The organism is Bizionia sp. M204, from assembly GCF_023205095.1.
GTDB classification, from domain to species: Bacteria; Bacteroidota; Bacteroidia; order Flavobacteriales; family Flavobacteriaceae; genus Algorimicrobium; species Algorimicrobium hallyeonense.
On record NZ_CP046242.1, the window covers coordinates 2,067,292 to 2,082,855 of the forward strand.

The 15,564-nt window shown below is 36.4% G+C and carries 18 protein-coding genes; 1 reads left to right on the forward strand and 17 read right to left on the reverse strand.

The window, feature by feature from the left end; genetic code table 11:
• Positions 1 to 10 precede the first annotated feature (10 nt).
• The 15 genes from GMA17_RS09465 to GMA17_RS09535 all read right to left on the reverse strand — a co-directional run bounded on the left by GMA17_RS09465 (position 11) and on the right by GMA17_RS09535 (position 13,857).
• Positions 11 to 763 (reverse strand): enoyl-CoA hydratase/isomerase family protein, encoded by a 753-nt coding sequence (locus tag GMA17_RS09465; RefSeq protein ID WP_248395388.1) that lies wholly within the window; start codon positions 761 to 763, stop codon positions 11 to 13.
• A 95-nt stretch (positions 764 to 858) separates the two neighbouring features.
• Positions 859 to 3,360, reverse strand: coding sequence for a phenylacetic acid degradation bifunctional protein PaaZ (gene paaZ / locus GMA17_RS09470; RefSeq protein ID WP_248395390.1), 2,502 nt, complete (start codon positions 3,358 to 3,360; stop codon positions 859 to 861).
• A gap of 201 nt (positions 3,361 to 3,561) precedes the next feature.
• Positions 3,562 to 4,776, reverse strand: a complete 1,215-nt coding sequence (pcaF, locus tag GMA17_RS09475) for a 3-oxoadipyl-CoA thiolase (RefSeq protein WP_248395392.1) — start codon at positions 4,774 to 4,776, stop codon at positions 3,562 to 3,564.
• A 13-nt stretch (positions 4,777 to 4,789) separates the two neighbouring features.
• On the reverse strand, positions 4,790 to 5,650 hold the full coding sequence (locus tag GMA17_RS09480) for a neutral zinc metallopeptidase (RefSeq protein WP_248395394.1): 861 nt from the start codon (positions 5,648 to 5,650) through the stop codon (positions 4,790 to 4,792).
• Between the two features lie 38 nt (positions 5,651 to 5,688).
• Positions 5,689 to 6,096: a PaaI family thioesterase gene (locus tag GMA17_RS09485; protein WP_248395396.1), complete on the reverse strand. Its 408-nt coding sequence runs from the start codon at positions 6,094 to 6,096 to the stop codon at positions 5,689 to 5,691.
• A 213-nt stretch (positions 6,097 to 6,309) separates the two neighbouring features.
• Entirely contained in the window at positions 6,310 to 6,519 is a 210-nt protein-coding gene (locus GMA17_RS15500) for a four helix bundle protein (RefSeq protein ID WP_371922361.1), read from the reverse strand.
• 175 nt (positions 6,520 to 6,694) lie between these two features.
• Entirely contained in the window at positions 6,695 to 7,915 is a 1,221-nt protein-coding gene (locus tag GMA17_RS09495; protein WP_248395398.1) for a 3-hydroxyacyl-CoA dehydrogenase NAD-binding domain-containing protein, read from the reverse strand.
• An 84-nt stretch (positions 7,916 to 7,999) separates the two neighbouring features.
• On the reverse strand, positions 8,000 to 8,362 hold the full coding sequence (locus tag GMA17_RS09500; RefSeq protein ID WP_248395400.1) for a four helix bundle protein: 363 nt from the start codon (positions 8,360 to 8,362) through the stop codon (positions 8,000 to 8,002).
• Between the two features lie 56 nt (positions 8,363 to 8,418).
• The gene (locus GMA17_RS09505) at positions 8,419 to 9,201 is read right to left on the reverse strand and encodes an enoyl-CoA hydratase-related protein (RefSeq protein ID WP_248395402.1); all 783 of its coding nucleotides are present in this window, start codon (positions 9,199 to 9,201) and stop codon (positions 8,419 to 8,421) included.
• Positions 9,202 to 9,250: 49 nt separating this feature from the next.
• The gene (gene paaD / locus GMA17_RS09510; protein WP_248395404.1) at positions 9,251 to 9,751 is read right to left on the reverse strand and encodes a 1,2-phenylacetyl-CoA epoxidase subunit PaaD; all 501 of its coding nucleotides are present in this window, start codon (positions 9,749 to 9,751) and stop codon (positions 9,251 to 9,253) included.
• Positions 9,752 to 9,832: 81 nt separating this feature from the next.
• Positions 9,833 to 10,585 (reverse strand): 1,2-phenylacetyl-CoA epoxidase subunit PaaC, encoded by a 753-nt coding sequence (gene paaC / locus GMA17_RS09515; protein WP_248395406.1) that lies wholly within the window; start codon positions 10,583 to 10,585, stop codon positions 9,833 to 9,835.
• Positions 10,586 to 10,757: 172 nt separating this feature from the next.
• A complete protein-coding gene (gene paaB / locus GMA17_RS09520) occupies positions 10,758 to 11,048 on the reverse strand; it encodes a 1,2-phenylacetyl-CoA epoxidase subunit PaaB (RefSeq protein ID WP_248395408.1) in 291 nt (96 codons plus the stop codon).
• Between the two features lie 58 nt (positions 11,049 to 11,106).
• A complete protein-coding gene (paaA, locus tag GMA17_RS09525; RefSeq protein ID WP_248395410.1) occupies positions 11,107 to 12,063 on the reverse strand; it encodes a 1,2-phenylacetyl-CoA epoxidase subunit PaaA in 957 nt (318 codons plus the stop codon).
• Positions 12,064 to 12,146: 83 nt separating this feature from the next.
• On the reverse strand, positions 12,147 to 13,220 hold the full coding sequence (gene paaE / locus GMA17_RS09530; protein WP_248395412.1) for a 1,2-phenylacetyl-CoA epoxidase subunit PaaE: 1,074 nt from the start codon (positions 13,218 to 13,220) through the stop codon (positions 12,147 to 12,149).
• A gap of 67 nt (positions 13,221 to 13,287) precedes the next feature.
• Positions 13,288 to 13,857: a TetR/AcrR family transcriptional regulator gene (locus tag GMA17_RS09535; protein ID WP_248395415.1), complete on the reverse strand. Its 570-nt coding sequence runs from the start codon at positions 13,855 to 13,857 to the stop codon at positions 13,288 to 13,290.
• A 73-nt stretch (positions 13,858 to 13,930) separates the two neighbouring features.
• On the opposite strand from GMA17_RS09535, the gene GMA17_RS09540 reads away from it, so the two are divergent.
• A complete protein-coding gene (locus GMA17_RS09540; RefSeq protein WP_248395417.1) occupies positions 13,931 to 14,236 on the forward strand; it encodes a rhodanese-like domain-containing protein in 306 nt (101 codons plus the stop codon).
• Here GMA17_RS09540 and GMA17_RS09545 read toward each other — a convergent pair.
• Entirely contained in the window at positions 14,231 to 14,845 is a 615-nt protein-coding gene (locus GMA17_RS09545) for a DUF4230 domain-containing protein (RefSeq protein WP_248395419.1), read from the reverse strand. The genes GMA17_RS09540 and GMA17_RS09545 overlap by 6 nt on opposite strands.
• Before the next feature lie 57 nt (positions 14,846 to 14,902).
• The gene (locus GMA17_RS09550) at positions 14,903 to 15,553 is read right to left on the reverse strand and encodes a response regulator transcription factor (RefSeq protein WP_248395421.1); all 651 of its coding nucleotides are present in this window, start codon (positions 15,551 to 15,553) and stop codon (positions 14,903 to 14,905) included.
• Positions 15,554 to 15,564 lie beyond the last annotated feature (11 nt).

The following is a 15,564-nucleotide window of genomic DNA, read 5'->3' on the forward strand; positions in this document are numbered from 1 at the left end:
CGATGGGATTTTATTTATAAGTTTTCAACTTTTCCTTTGTAAATTCACTCAAAACCAACCGACCACTTGTTGCTGCGCGTTCCGCTAAAAGTGCATCCCAATTATCAGTTCCGCTCCAGAATACTTTTTTCATTTCTACCATGGCTTCTGGATTGTAAGTGCATAAATGTTCGGCTGTTGCTTTTACAGCTTCATCTAAAGCTTCCGTACTTTCATAAACTTGCGTAAATAAGCCTTTTTGTTGCGCCCATTCTGCTGGATAAAACGAATTGGCATCAATAGCTATTTGCGACATCGCGCTTAATCCAATTTTACGTTCAATTGCAGGTCCTACAACAAATGGCCCGATACCAATATTTAATTCACTCAACTTAATAGCCGCAAATTTTGTTGCCATACAATAATCGGTTGCCGCTGCTAATCCTACACCACCTCCTACTGTTTTTCCTTGAATTCGACCAATTATGAATTTTGGACATTTACGCATGGCGTTTATAACATTGGCAAATCCTGAAAAGAAAACTTTTCCTGTGGCTGCATCATCAATATTAATAAGCTCTTCAAAGCTGGCGCCAGCACAAAAAGTTCTATCGCCGCCACTTTTTAATACAATAACCTTAACATCCTTGTTATTACCTGCATCTGTAATTGTCTGGGCTAATTCAGCCAAAACATTACCTGGCAAGGAATTGTGTGCTGGATGAAAAAACTCTATGTAGGCTACTTCGTTTACTATGTTTTGTTTTACGTATGGTTTTGACATGTTTTTTTATTTTATTGTCATTGCGAGGACGAAGGACGTGGCGATCTCATGTTGAGATTCTTCGCTTGGCTCTAAATGACTGCTTTCATTTTAATTTATATTAGTCCAAATTGTTCAAAGTGATGATTCAAATGTTTTCTTTCTAAAAGATAGGACTCGTATCTATTCAATTCTCCAAAGACCAAATTTTTCAATTTTGCATCAGGATTTTCTTTAAAAAATTCGAGATATTTTTCACGTTGCTCTTTAAATTTCTCAATAGCCTTCGCCAAATCTGGATATTTTAAAGGCTCTAATATATCTTTTTCCAAAAGGGGGAAATTTGTTCCTTTAGGAAACTTCTCATAATTATAAAGACTAGCATGTACCTTTTCTAGAATTTTTTCTGGCGTTGCAATATCAAAATCTTGAATTTCTCCTGCTGCAATTTTATAGGTAAACTCTAAATGCTCTAACATGTGTTGTGGTGTCATAACACCCCATTTAGGTTTCGTATCCGCTGATAGTTTATTAAGACAGGCATCAATTTTTTCTGAAGTCATCTCAATAAAGGTTTCTTGCTTTTTCTGAACCATAGTTAAAACAGTTGCAAAAGCCACTTTTTCATCGGTTAAGGCATCAAAGACCTCCACATACCATTTAACGATTCCCGAAGGATGTTCTGCTGAAGCGACATCTCGATCTACTTTTTGTTGACAGGTTAATCGGGCATAAATGGTATCATTATGATATAATGGACGCAGGAAACGGCATTCTTCTAAACCATAATTGGCTGCTACAGGCCCTTTATTTGGGTAAACAAATAGTCCCGCTGCAGCCGCAATAATTAAATACCCGTGAGCCGTACGTTTTTCAAAAATACTTCCGTCCAATGATGTGATATCTGTATGCGCATAGAAATGATCCCATGTTAGGTTTGCAAAGTTGATGATATCGGTATCTGTAAACGTACGTTTGTGCGTTTTAAGCGACATACCCGGTTGAATGTCTTCCCAATGGTATTTAAATGGGTGCTGATCGGCTTCTTTATACTCGGCATTCTGCTGATAGATTCCAGTAATTTCTGTTAAGGTTGTAGGTGAACCTTGGATAGCCGTACGTTGCAAGTAATGTTTAATACCTCGCATACCGCCCATTTCTTCGCCTCCTCCAGCGCGACCTGGACCTCCATGGACCAAATTTGGTAATGGCGAACCATGACCTGTACTTTCTTTTGCCATATCGCGATTGATAACTAAAATACGCCCATGATGACTGGCCGCGTTTATGACATAGTCTTTTGCAATCTTATTATCATAAGTCGCTATAGACGATACTAACGAACCTTTACCCATTTGAGCAAGCGTAATAGCGTCATCCAAATTTTTATAGGGCATAATGGTACTAACTGGACCAAAAGCTTCTGTTTCATGAACCGCTAAATTGGTAAATGGATTATCCTCACGAAGTACTATAGGTGCTAAAAACGCACCTTTTTTAGCGTCGGCTCCAATCGTTTTTATTTTTTCTAAATCGCCATACACAATACTAGCTGTTTTAGCCAATTCTTGCACGCGTTCTCTAACTTCAGTAACTTGATCTTTACTAACCAAGGCTCCCATTCTGACTTCTTTTAATCGTGGATCGCCAATGGTAATTTTATCAAGGGCATTTCCTAGCGCCATTTGAACATCTTCTACTAAATTTTGTGGAACAATGATACGACGAATAGCGGTACATTTTTGACCACATTTTACGGTCATTTCATTGCGGACTTCTTTGATGAATAAGTCGAATTCCGGTGTACCTGGCAAGGCATCTTCTCCTAAAACGGAGGCATTTAATGAATCGGCTTCCATATTGAAAGGTACCGATTCCTCTAAAATACGTTTATGAGATTTTAGAAGTCTTCCCGTTGTTGCCGATCCTGTAAAGGTAACCACATCTTGCGACTCGACCGTATCTAAAATTGTCCGTGCTGATCCCGAAATAAGTTGAAGCGCACCTTCCGGCAATATGTTAGATGCAATAATTTCCCGCACCACAGCCTCCGTTAAAAAAGACGTGTTTGTTGCCGGTTTCACGACGGCTGGAACTCCAGCCATCCAGTTGGTTGCACATTTTTCTAACATACCCCAAACTGGAAAGTTAAAAGCATTAATATGAACAGCCACACCGCGTTTTGGCACCATAATATGATGTGCCATAAAACGACCACCTCGTGATAAATCGATTGGATCGCCTTCTACGTGATAGGATTGATTTGGAAATAATTTCCGCAACGAGGCATTGGCGAATAAGTTTCCAAAACCACCTTCAATATCAATCCAACTATCTATTTTAGTTGCACCAGTTCGGTAACTTAACTCGTAAAATTGATTTTTACGCTTTGTAAGATATAGTGCCAAACTTTTAAGCATATTACCACGCTCTTGAAAGGTCATTTTTCGAAGTTTCTCGCCACCTTTGGTTCGTCCATATTGAAGAATTTCGCCAAAATCTAATCCTTGTGTGTCTGATAATGCCACCACTTCTCCGGTAATAGCATCAAACATAGGGACACCGTCGCCTTTACCTTCTATCCATTGTCCTGTGACGTAATTTTGTGTTTTTTTCATCGATAATTTTATTTATCGTTCCCTTTAAAATGGGAAACTGATTTATGTCTTATTGCTATAATTCCCATTGCATAGGAATCACATCAAGTGACGTTATTTTTTTTTAATCTACCTGCGCCCGCGTTAGGGATTGAGGCTATGTTGGAGCGCCTTGAAAAGCGCGACTGCCGAAAGCCCGACCCTTGTGGGAACGCCCGAAAACTATAAATTCACATTCTCAATAACCGCTGCATATCCCTGACCAACGCCAATGCACATGGTTACTAAAGCATACTTTTTACCTGTTTCCTTGAGCTCTAAAGCCGCAGAATACGCGGTTCTTGTTCCTGTTACACCCAGTGGATGACCGATGGCGATGGCACCACCATTTGGATTTAATCGTGGATCGTTATCTGCTAATCCCCAAGCGCGTGTACATGCCAAGGCTTGTGCTGCAAAAGCCTCATTGAGTTCTATAACATCCATATCTGCCATGGTTAAACCGGCCTTTTTTAATGCTTTATTGGAGGCCTCAACGGGTCCGATGCCCATAATTCTTGGTTCGACTCCCACCACCGCCGAACTCACGATGCGTGCTAATGGTTTTAAATTGTATTTTTTAACCGCATCTTCAGACGCAATAATAGTGGCTGCTGCTCCATCATTTAAACCCGATGAATTTCCTGCAGTAACGCTTCCACCTTCAGTTTTGAAAGCACCTCGTAATTTACCTAAAATTTCTAATGATGTATTTGGTTTTACAAATTCATCCTTTGAAAATTGAACCGGGTCTTTTTTACGTTGTGGAATTTCAACCGTAACAATTTCTTTTGCTAGTCGGCCGTTTTCTTGCGCTTTTGCGGCTTTCATTTGACTCCAATAAGCAAACTTATCTTGGTCTTTGCGCGAAATATTATATTTTTCCACGAGATTTTCAGCCGTTTGTCCCATACCATCGGTGCCAAACATTTTTTGCATTTTAGGATTAATGAAACGCCAGCCAAAACTAGAATCGTACATTTTGGCATCGGTTCCAAATCCTTTTGATGGTTTTGCAATAACGTAGGGTCCACGCGTCATGTTTTCAACACCTCCCGAAATAAATAAATCGCCATCGCTTGCTTTAATAGCTCTATTGGCATGAATAATTGCTGATAATCCGGAGCTACATAATCTGTTAACTGTTTCGCCGGGAACTGTAACGGGAAGACCCGCTAAAAGAGAGGCCATTCTAGCAACATTACGATTATCTTCACCGGCTTGATTGGCACAGCCAAGAATAACATCGTCATAGGCTTCTTTGGGAATGTTTGGATTTCGTTTTACGAGCTCTGCAATAACTATTGCGGCTAAATCGTCTGTTCGGACGGCTGATAATGTTCCTTGATAACTTCCAATTGGCGTTCTGATGCCGTCTATTATATATGCTTGTTTCATGTTGATTTTCTTTCTAATTTAAAATTACGGAAAAGGTATCGCCTTGTTTGATGTCGCCTGTTTTAAATCCTTTCATAAACCAGAACATACGTTGTTCTGAAGTTCCATGTGTAAAGGAATCTGGTGTAACATCGCCTCGGACTCTTCGTTGAATAGCATCATCTCCAACCGCATTGGCTGCGCTTAACGCTTCTTCGATATCGCCTTCTTCTAAATATTTTTTATTGTGATGCGCCCAAACGCCGGCATAAAAATCGGCTTGTAATTCTTGGGCAACGGATAATTTATTGGCTTCCGTTTTATTTGTTTGTTGTTGTAACTGTCTCACCTTTTTTGAGGTTCCGAGTATGGTTTGAATATGGTGTCCAATTTCATGAGCGGTAACGTAAGCTATAGCAAAGTCGCCACCTTTGGCTCCAAAACGTGTTTTTAGCTCATCAAAAAACACGAGATCCATATATAATTTTTGATCCGCTGGACAATAAAAAGGTCCAGATGCTGAACTGGCATTTCCACAACCGCTCGTTACTGCGTCTGTAAATAATACCATGGTAGGTTCTTGATAATTGCCAAGATTATTTTCTCTGAAAATCTGATTCCAAACATCTTCCGTATCTGCTAAAACGGTTGCAACAAAACTTCCGACTTCTTTTTCTTGAGCAGTTAATGCTCTTTGTTCCACTTGTTGTGTTGAACCACCTTGATTAATTTGCTCTAAAATAGGCGCAATTTGCTGTCCGGTTTCTCCTCCAAAAAGTTGTAAAAGAATTACTACAACGGCTACAATACCACCGCCAGCTACTAGTTTCCCTTTGGAACCCATACCTCTGCGGTCTTCAACATTTCCGCTTTGTCTTCTACCTTTCCATTTCATATGGTTTTAGTTTTAGTGTTATTTTCTGTTTATTATTTTTACTCCCAATTTTTATTGGTGCGATATACTACACCTTTAAAAAGCGCGACCAATTCTTCACCTCGTTTGACCTCAATTATATTAAAGCCTAGTTTGTTTTTAACACTCTCTATAACGGATTCTGCTACAATATAATCTCCTTCGTTTAAAGCTTCAATATGATTAATACTCGTTTCAATTGACACGGCATATTTTCCATGCGTGTTTGCTGAAAAACCAAAAGCAGTATCCGCTAACGAATAACTGATTCCGCCATGCGCTTTATTCATACTGTTAAGCATATCTTTTCTAATAGTCATACCCACTTTACAACGTCCAATTTCACATTCTAGAATTTCGATACCTAGCCATTGGCTATAGGCATCTTGGGATAACATCTTTTTAGGTATGAGGTGGCCTTTAATCATAGTACAATTTTGGTGAGAGATGAGTGGTTAGTAAACAAATTATATTTTAAAACCATTATTTATTATTTAAATGTCTCCTTAAAGCTGATATCATTTTTGAAATTTCGGTAACCATTTTTCTGTTTTCTTCATCCTCCTCAAAAGTTATATAACCTCGCAATCTTGCTTTAGTAGATGCAGCTACACATTCGTGAGAACTATCCCAAGCCATCTTTAGATATCTATTAAATTAGCATCCGTACTACCAGAACCTTCAGCTATATTAAAAGCTATTGAATCCGCAGCTCTAATAAATTGAGAAGATAATTTATAAACTTCATGTTTCGGAAACATTTCAATTTGTTTATTTACTAATTCCCCAAACACTATGGCTTTTTGGTAAACATGTAAATCCTCAAATTTAAAATAATAATTACTTTTCATTTTATTATAATAATTGCAATATATTCCTTTCTCAAAGTCTCATCTCTCATCTATCATCTCTCATCTCTCATCTCTCATCTCTCATCTCTCATTTCGCCTAATGCCTCTATAATTAATTCTTATTTTCTTTTCTCAAAGCCTCACCTCTCACCTCTAATTTCTCCTCAAACTTAATTTACAAAAACCTCAAACCCTGAAGGTTCATTTTACGCAATAGCGGACTGCAGCGATAACGATCTTCATGATACTCATTGTATAATGCATCCATTTGATCCACACACCAATTTATTCCTTTTTCATCTGCCCAAGCCAATAACCCTTTTGGATAATTAACGCCTTTAGTCATCGCATTGTCTATATCTTTTGCTGATGCAATATTTAAAAACAAGGCATCGGCCGCTTCGTTAATCAGCATAACAAGGATTCTGTTGAATATTTGTTGTTTAAGAGACGTTTCGACTGCGCTCAACGTGACATCCTCACTCTCGATTATTTTTCCGCTTTTATCATATTCATAATAACCAATACCTGATTTTCTTCCTAAATATCCAGCTTCTGCAAATCGTTTTTGAGTGAATGATGGCTTATATCTTGGATCGAAATAAAAGGCCGTAAACACGGTTTCCGTTACGGTATAATTAACATCATTTCCTATAAAATCCATAAGTTCAAATGGTCCCATTCGGAAACCTCCTATATCTTTCATGGCAGAATCGATGGTTGCAAAATTTGCAATCCCTTCTTCGTAAATCCGTAAAGCTTCACCATAAAATGGTCGTGCTACACGGTTAACAATAAATCCTGGTGTGTCTTTAGCAACGGCTGCGGTTTTATTCCAACTGGAAATGGTATCTATAGATTTTTCTAACGTTTCATAGGATGTTTGAATGGCAGGAATAACCTCAACCAATTTCATTAAAGGTGCTGGGTTAAAAAAATGAATTCCAACACAACGCTTTGGGTTTTTTAATGCGGATGCTATGGATGCAATGGATAAACTAGAGGTGTTAGATGCAATAATACAATCATTGGACACATAGCTTTCTAATTCTGAAAACACTTTTTTCTTAATGTCGATGTTTTCAATAATTGCTTCAATGGTTAGATTGGAATCTGCTAAATCTTTTAGATTATTAACGTAAGAAATATTGGATTGGATTCTGTTTTTTTCTTCGGAATCTATTCGTCCTTTTTCAATTAAACGGGATAGTATTTTTTCTAGAGCTAATTTGGCTTTATCTAAAACTGCTTGATTGGTATCGTATAATTTAACGGTGCAACCCGCAGTTGCAGCTACTTGTGCGATACCGCTTCCCATTGTTCCGCTTCCTATTACGCCTACAAATTTGATTGGAGATTGTGGATTAACGATTTTTGATTTTTGATTTTCACTCATATTTTTACATTGGAGATTGTGGATTAACGATTTTTGACGTGTCACTACTACTTCTGAAATGTCTTATTCATTATAAACAATCATTTATTCTTTGAGTTTAATTGAAGCTGTTTTAACACTAACTACAAAAATTGAAATTAACTCATTATTTTTCTTTAATAATTCTTCTAATGCATCTAAATCTAAAATAAGGTTTGCTCCCTTTTGAATTTTTAAATTGATATGGGATTCACGTAACTCTTTTAAACATATTTTCATTTTATGAAGAAAATCACGTGTCGATTCGCCACTTCTCGCTTCACCATAATTTAAAGCTGCCGATGTAGCTGATCTAATTAACTGTTTTGCTAAATGTTCAGAAGCAAAAGATTTATCAATTGTTTTACTAACTAAAATTATATCAATTGCAAATTGGATTAATCGATCTTCTAGTTGAATTGGTTTCATAGTTTATTTTTTGTTCTGAAATCAGCAATCGTTAATCCTCAATCGTTAATCTTTAATTATTTACCGTTAAAAACCGGTTTTCGCTTTTCCACAAATGCCGAAACACCTTCAGCATAATCGTCCGTGCTAGCTGCTTCTATTTGATATTTAGACTCTAAAGCTAATTGTTCTTCTAAATTATTTGTTAAGGATTGGTTTAAACTCTTCTTAATTAACCCTAAGGCTTTGGTCGGCATATTTGCCATTTTTAAAGCTAGCTTATCAACGTCTTCTTCAAACGTTTCTAATGGCAATACTTTATAAATCATTCCTAAACGTTCAGCTTCTTCAGCAGAAACTTTATCGCCCAACATAGCTAAAGCCGATGCTTTTTGAAATCCGATAAGTCGCGGTAAAAAGAAGGTTCCAGCACTATCTGGAATTAAACCTATTAAACTAAATGCTTGAATAAAACTCACTTTTTCGTGAGCAACAACCACATCACAAGCTAATGCAATATTAGCGCCCGCTCCTGCAGCAACACCATTGATAGCTCCTATAATTGGTTTCTCGATGTTTCTTATTTTTAGAATAATGGGATTATAATGTTCTTCCAGAATTTTTTTAAATCCAGGATTTAGCTCGGGGTTTGTAACTTCTTTTAAGTCCTGTCCTGCACAAAAAGCTTTTCCGTTTCCGGTTAAAACCATAGCGCGAACATCATTATTTTTTTCACAAGCATCTAATGTCTCTTGAAGTTGAAGCGCCATTTCGCGATTAAAACTATTAAACACTTCTGGTCTGTTTAGCGTGATGCACGCTATTTTATTTTCTATTTTAAGTTGTATGCTTTTGTTCATGTTTTTTCTTTTAATGAGATTGCCACGACCTTCGTCCTTGCAATGGCATCTATTTGAGACACTTGAAGTAATCAAACGGTTCTTGACAATCGTCACACTGGAATTGTGCTTTACATGCTGTTGAACCAAACTGACTAACCATTCGAGTATTTATGGATCCACATTGTGGACATGTTACTAAACGTTTCCCATGTAGCAAGACATCTTTATCTGCTTCCTCACTTAATGGCGCAGCAATACCGTAGTCTTCCAATGCTTTCCTACCTCTTGGTGTAATCCAATCGGTTGTCCAAGCTGGCGCTAAAATTAACTCTATTTCAGATTCGTATCCCGCAATTTTTAAGGCCGTTTTAATATCGTCTCCAATAACATCCATAGCAGGGCAACCACTATAGGTTGGTGTAATTTGAACTTTAACCATATTATTTTCTATGATTGCCATGCGAACGACGCCCATATCCATAATTGATAATACAGGTATTTCTGGATCGGAGACTTTTTCAAGAATCGGAACTAGTTTTTCATCTATATTTTGTTCTGTTGTTGTCATATTTTAATAAAATGAGATTCTTCGCTTTGCTCTGAATGACATTCTGTTTATTTAATGAGATTCCTTTTTCCAAGGAATTTGTTACCACTCCATATTAGGATACGCACGTTGCATATATTGTAATTCCGCTAAAATGTAGCCCATATGTTCCGTGTGAATACCCTGTTTTCCACCTTTTTGAAAATATTTAGATTCCGGAACCTCTAGCGTAGATTCTTCTAAAATATCGGATACATTTTTGTAATACGCCTCTTTTAATTTGGTTACGTCTACGCCAATTCCTTCTTTAACCATGGCTTTATCAGCTTCTGTTTGATGAAACAGCTCGTCTGTGTACGTCCATAAATCATTGATGGCTGTTTGCATACGCTTATGGCTTTCTTCGGTTCCATCACCAAGACGTTTAATCCAATCGGATGAAAAACGTTGATGATAACTCACTTCTTTAATTGATTTCTTGGCAATTGCTGACAAGGTTAAATCGGTACTTTTCTGTAATTCTGCTAAAAACAAAAAGTGATATACATCAAACAAAAATTGCCGTGCCATGGTGTAAGCGAAATCCGTATCTGGTTGTTCTACCAAAAGCACATTTAGGTATTCACGTTCTTGACGCAGCATAGCAATATCATCTTCCGTCCGTTTATCACCAGCTATTTTTGCTGCATATTGGTAATAACTACGTACTTGCCCGAATAAATCCAAAGAAATATTAGTACAAGCAATGTCGGTTTCCAAACTAGGACCATGACCTGTTAAGGCTCCCATTCTTTGGCCAAGAATTAAGGAGTTATCGGCTATGCCAAGGATGTATTTGTATAGGTTTTGTTTCATTAAATTGAAATTGAAATCGAAGTTGAAATCGAAATTGAATCCAAGTAACTTCAGTTAATGTTTTTTGATTCTTGTTACGATAATCCGAATTAAATAATCATTTAAAAAATGAATTTAGCTTCGAAATGGCATCTAGACTCCTTCCCGACAGCTATCGGGATTCACAGGAATGTTACATGTATTTCACCTCATCTGGTAATTCATAAAAAGTTGGATGACGATAGACTTTATCTTGAGCGGGCTCAAACATTTCACCATTATGCTCTGGATTGGATGCTGTGATATTTTTGGATTCTACAACCCAAATACTCACACCTTCATTGCGTCTTGTGTAGACATCGCGTGCATTTTCTAATGCCATTTCAGCATCTGCAGCGTGCAAACTTCCAAAATGACGATGTTCTAATCCGTTTTTACTTCTTACAAAGACTTCCCAAAGTGGCCAGTTTTTTTTATCAGACATAATTATTGTTGATTGTTGATTGTTGATTCTGAAATAAGAATTCCTCAATCATAAATTATTAAATTGCTTGTTTTTCTTTACGTTCCTGTTGTTTTTCTGCGTAAACCATAGCGGCATCACGAACCCATTCGCCTTTTTCCCAGGCTCCTACTCGTGCTTTCATGCGCTCCTTGTTCATTGGGCCATGCCCTTTAACAACTTGCCAAAATTCATCCCAATCAATTTCGCCAAAATCGTAAACTCCTTTTTCTTCATTCCATTTTAAATCGGGATCTGGAATGGTTAGCCCAATTAAATCCGCTTGAGGAACGGTTTGATCTATAAACTGCTGACGCAAATCGTCATTAGATTTTCGTTTTAATTTCCATTTCATGGATTGTTCGGTATGAATGGATTCAGCATCTGTTGGGCCTAACATCATTAAACTTGGCCACCACCAACGATTTAGAGCATCTTGTGCCATTTCTTTTTGTTCTGGTGTTCCATTTGCCAGTTTAATCATGATTTCATAACCTTGACGCTGATGAAAACTTTCTTCTTTACAAACACGAACCATAGCACGCGCATAGGGCCCGAAAGACGTATTACATAAAGGTACTTGGTTAATTATAGCTGCTCCATCTACCAACCAACCAATGGCTCCCATATCTGCCCATGTAATGGTTGGGTAATTAAATATGGATGAATATTTGGCCTTTCCGGAGTGTAATTGCTCATATAACTCATCGCGTGAAACGCCTAAAGTTTCACAAGCGGAATACAAATACAATCCGTGACCAGCTTCATCTTGAACTTTGGCTAAAAGAGCTACTTTTCTGCGTAATGAAGGTGCTCTAGTAATCCAGTTTCCTTCCGGCAACATACCCACAATTTCAGAATGCGCGTGTTGAGACATTTGCCTAATATGCGTTTGTCTATACTTTTCTGGCATCCAATCTTTAGGCTCAATTTTTTCATCACGTGCAATCCGTGCTTCAAATTGTTTTTCTAGATTTTTGATTTGTTCTTCGCTCATAATTATTTGAGATTTTTGATTTGCGAAATCTAATTGTTGAAATTTATATTTCCACTCATGCAATCGCTAATCTTATTATTTTTTTAAACATCAAAATCAACTACCACTTTATCCGTAGTTGGAACTGCTTGGCAACTTAACACAAAGTTTTGTGCCACTTCTTTTTCTTCAAGTGCGTAATTGACTTTCATTTTTACGGAACCTTCTACAACCTGACATTTACAGGTGCTACAAACGCCTCCTTTGCAAGCAAAGGGCAAATCAGCGCCTGCGGCTAATGCACCATCTAAAATATTATCGAAATCATCATCCATAACAAAATGAAATTCTTTTCCACCATCAATAATCGTAACTTGAGTACCATCAACTTTTTCATCTAGAACTTCTGCAATTTGTCTGTTTTCTTCTTCGGAACTTCCAGAGAAAAATAATTCAAAGTGAATATTCTCTTTCGGCATTCCAGCCGCTTGCAACTCATCGCGAATAAGGAAAATCATATCTTGAGGTCCGCAAATAAATGCATGATTGGTATCGGGAACATCAATAAACCGATTGGTTAAAATCACTAATTTTTCTTTATCAAAACGACCATTTAAAAATGGAATATCCCGTTGTTCTTTTGTTAAGAAATAAAACACCTGAAAACGACCAAAAAATTCATTTTTAAGTTGTTCAATTTCTTCTTTAAAGATAATGGATTTAACGGTTCTATTCAAATAAAACAATTTGAATGTGCTGTTAGGTTCCGAAAGTAAATGTGTTTTAATAATGGACAACATAGGCGTTATACCACTTCCTGCAGCAAAAGCAATGTAATTTTTAGAACTTTCTGGTTCACAATCCACAAAAAACTCGCCATGAGGTGCCATAACTTGAAGTTCGTCACCTTTTTTTAGCGTATTAAAAGCGTAATTAGAAAAAACACCGCCTCTAATGGTTTTTACTGCTACCTTCCACTCATTGTCTAATGGACTTGAGCAAAGTGAGTAGTTCCGGCGTATGTCTTCGCCATTTATTTCCTTGCGCAACGTAAGATGTTGCCCTTGTTTAAATTGGAATTTGGTTTTTAAATCATCCGGAATATCAAAAGAAACAACAACCGTATCTTTTGTTTCTTTATATATATCTGCAACTTTTAAGTTGTAAAAATCTGCCATATTAAAATTCATATCATAAACTAACAACTGTTAGTTTGGGATACAAATTTACAAAATAAATTACTAACTATTTGTTAATTCCATTGATTAAGACCTGACTTAAACTTACTGCAAGTGTTTCTGGGGAAACATCTTCCTTTTTAGGAATCCAAAGGTAGAGTGAACGCAGTGTGGAGAGTATAGAAAACAACATAACTTCCACATTGGAATTTATAATTTCATTCTGTTTAATACCTTCTAATAAAATACTTCTAAAATCAGCTTCATAACCATTTCTCAATGATAAGTAATAGCCTCTTTTTTCTTCTAAATGCATCCAGTCGTTATTTAAAGAAGCCATACCATAAGTATTTTGTGCTGTAATATCCACATGAAGTTTTACGACAGCCTGAACTTTCTGAATGGTTGAAATATCTGATGTTTTTATGTCTTGCATACCATTGGTAAACGCTTCCGCCAGCGAAATAATAATCACTTTTAGTAGTTCTTGTTTGGAACTAATATGATTGTACAAACTAGCCGCTTTCATTCCCATAGCGGTTGCAATATCTCTCATGGTCACAGCACTGTAGCCTTTTTCTTTAAATAGTTTGGCTGCTGTTTTTATAATTTCTTCTTTCCTGGTTTCTGACTTCAAATTGCGTTTGCATTTGATTTAACAATAAAAATTTCCTACCTTTTATGTGTAAATGTAAATAAAAAGATAGACTATGGGGGTTTTTGATTTTATATTTGGTGCTAAAAAACGCCAAGTTCAGATGTATTTAGATAATGGCGCAACGATATTAGATGTTAGGAATAAACATGAATGGGATCGTGGTCATATTGAACAAGCAGTACATATTCCATTAGATGAATTACGCAATAGAATAGCAGAAGTAAAACAATTAAAAAAACCTATTGTTGTTTGTTGTGAAAGTGGTGTTCGATCAGCGAAAGCAGCTAAATACTTAAACCTTCAGAATATTGATGCAACCAATGGTGGTGGTTGGGTAAGATTACAAAGCAGATTATAATTTTAAGGTGTTTAAAGCATCTTGATTTATAATTTCCACATTATTATATTCCAATGTCCAGCCTAATGAATTGGTTAGAATATAAAATTTTGCTAACTCACTTATTAATCTATTTTGTGCATTAGCTTTCATATCAGATTTATCTAACTTTTTTAACAAGGATTTTTTTACCAACTCTTTAATGTTGTTATAATCTCTTGCCTCGAACGGATTGAAAAAATCGGCCTCTATATCATAATATTCCAAATCGGGACTTATTTTAATTTCCTCTTTAGGTATACTTAAGATGGTTAATGCTTTAGAGGATTCATCAATTTTATATTCAATTTTACTCAAATCATACGATATAAAAACATCCGCATTTACAACAACCAAGGCCTTTTTATTAGACGTGAAATAACTACCAAACAACTCTTTGGAATTGGTATAATTCAGTACCTGACTAAAATGTCCTTCGGTAACAATTAACTTCCCCACATTTTTAATTTGCTCTTGAATAAGCGCAGAGCTTTCTTTAAGTGTCGCTTGATTTTCTTTTTTATCGCCACAATACTTAAATGCAAAAAGCACGACTAGCGTAATAACAGCACCAAATAGAATTTTTCTCATACACGAATGTACGAAAAATCAATTTGCAAATATTTATTCCGATTAAAATGAATAGCTCTAAATCAAATTATTCTTTTTAGCCTTACTAACAGCTTCTAATTTGTTATGAACCTGTAATTTCTTGTAAATATTCTCGATGTGTTTTCTAACCGTTCCTGCAGAAAGGAATAAGTTTTCAGCAATTAAATTATAACTCAAGCCTTTACTTAACTGCTCTAACACCTCAACCTCACGCTGTGTTAATTTAATTACTTCTTGATCTTTTTTACTTTCAATATCCATGGGGTTCCGTAATAATTTGAGCGTTTTCATGGCAATGGACGGGTTCATGGCTGCGCCGCCATTCATGGTTTCCTGAATCCCATTGTATAAATCTTTGGCATTAATTTCTTTTAGCAAATAACCATCTGCACCCGCTTTAATAGCGTTGAAAATATTTTCATCATTATCAAAAACGGTAAGCATGATAATTTTTATATGAGGAAATTTTTGCTTGACAATTTCTGTAGATTCTATGCCATTTAAAATAGGCATTTCAATATCCATTAAAATTAAATCTAGGTTGTGATTTCCACTTAATTTAAGCAATAAATCAGATCCATGACATGCTGTAAATTTTACATCTAAATCGTCAAAAAATGATAATTTTTCCTTGACCGCATTAATTAGAAATGAGTTATCATCTACAATCGCTATTTTAACATTCATGTTGGTTGGTT

Bases quoted from the DNA above. Each gene is read 5' to 3' on its own strand.
- GMA17_RS09465 (WP_248395388.1), bottom strand. From the start codon at position 763: ATGTCAAAACCATACGTAAAACAAAACATAGTAAACGAAGTAGCCTAC.
- paaZ (WP_248395390.1), bottom strand. From the start codon at position 3,360: ATGAAAAAAACACAAAATTACGTCACAGGACAATGGATAGAAGGTAAA.
- pcaF (WP_248395392.1), bottom strand. From the start codon at position 4,776: ATGAAACAAGCATATATAATAGACGGCATCAGAACGCCAATTGGAAGT.
- GMA17_RS09480 (WP_248395394.1), bottom strand. From the start codon at position 5,650: ATGAAATGGAAAGGTAGAAGACAAAGCGGAAATGTTGAAGACCGCAGA.
- GMA17_RS09485 (WP_248395396.1), bottom strand. From the start codon at position 6,096: ATGATTAAAGGCCACCTCATACCTAAAAAGATGTTATCCCAAGATGCC.
- GMA17_RS15500 (WP_371922361.1), bottom strand. From the start codon at position 6,519: ATGAAAAGTAATTATTATTTTAAATTTGAGGATTTACATGTTTACCAA.
- GMA17_RS09495 (WP_248395398.1), bottom strand. From the start codon at position 7,915: ATGAGTGAAAATCAAAAATCAAAAATCGTTAATCCACAATCTCCAATC.
- GMA17_RS09500 (WP_248395400.1), bottom strand. From the start codon at position 8,362: ATGAAACCAATTCAACTAGAAGATCGATTAATCCAATTTGCAATTGAT.
- GMA17_RS09505 (WP_248395402.1), bottom strand. From the start codon at position 9,201: ATGAACAAAAGCATACAACTTAAAATAGAAAATAAAATAGCGTGCATC.
- paaD (WP_248395404.1), bottom strand. From the start codon at position 9,751: ATGACAACAACAGAACAAAATATAGATGAAAAACTAGTTCCGATTCTT.
- paaC (WP_248395406.1), bottom strand. From the start codon at position 10,585: ATGAAACAAAACCTATACAAATACATCCTTGGCATAGCCGATAACTCC.
- paaB (WP_248395408.1), bottom strand. From the start codon at position 11,048: ATGTCTGATAAAAAAAACTGGCCACTTTGGGAAGTCTTTGTAAGAAGT.
- paaA (WP_248395410.1), bottom strand. From the start codon at position 12,063: ATGAGCGAAGAACAAATCAAAAATCTAGAAAAACAATTTGAAGCACGG.
- paaE (WP_248395412.1), bottom strand. From the start codon at position 13,220: ATGGCAGATTTTTACAACTTAAAAGTTGCAGATATATATAAAGAAACA.
- GMA17_RS09540 (WP_248395417.1), top strand. From the start codon at position 13,931: ATGGGGGTTTTTGATTTTATATTTGGTGCTAAAAAACGCCAAGTTCAG.
- GMA17_RS09545 (WP_248395419.1), bottom strand. From the start codon at position 14,845: ATGAGAAAAATTCTATTTGGTGCTGTTATTACGCTAGTCGTGCTTTTT.
- GMA17_RS09550 (WP_248395421.1), bottom strand. From the start codon at position 15,553: ATGAATGTTAAAATAGCGATTGTAGATGATAACTCATTTCTAATTAAT.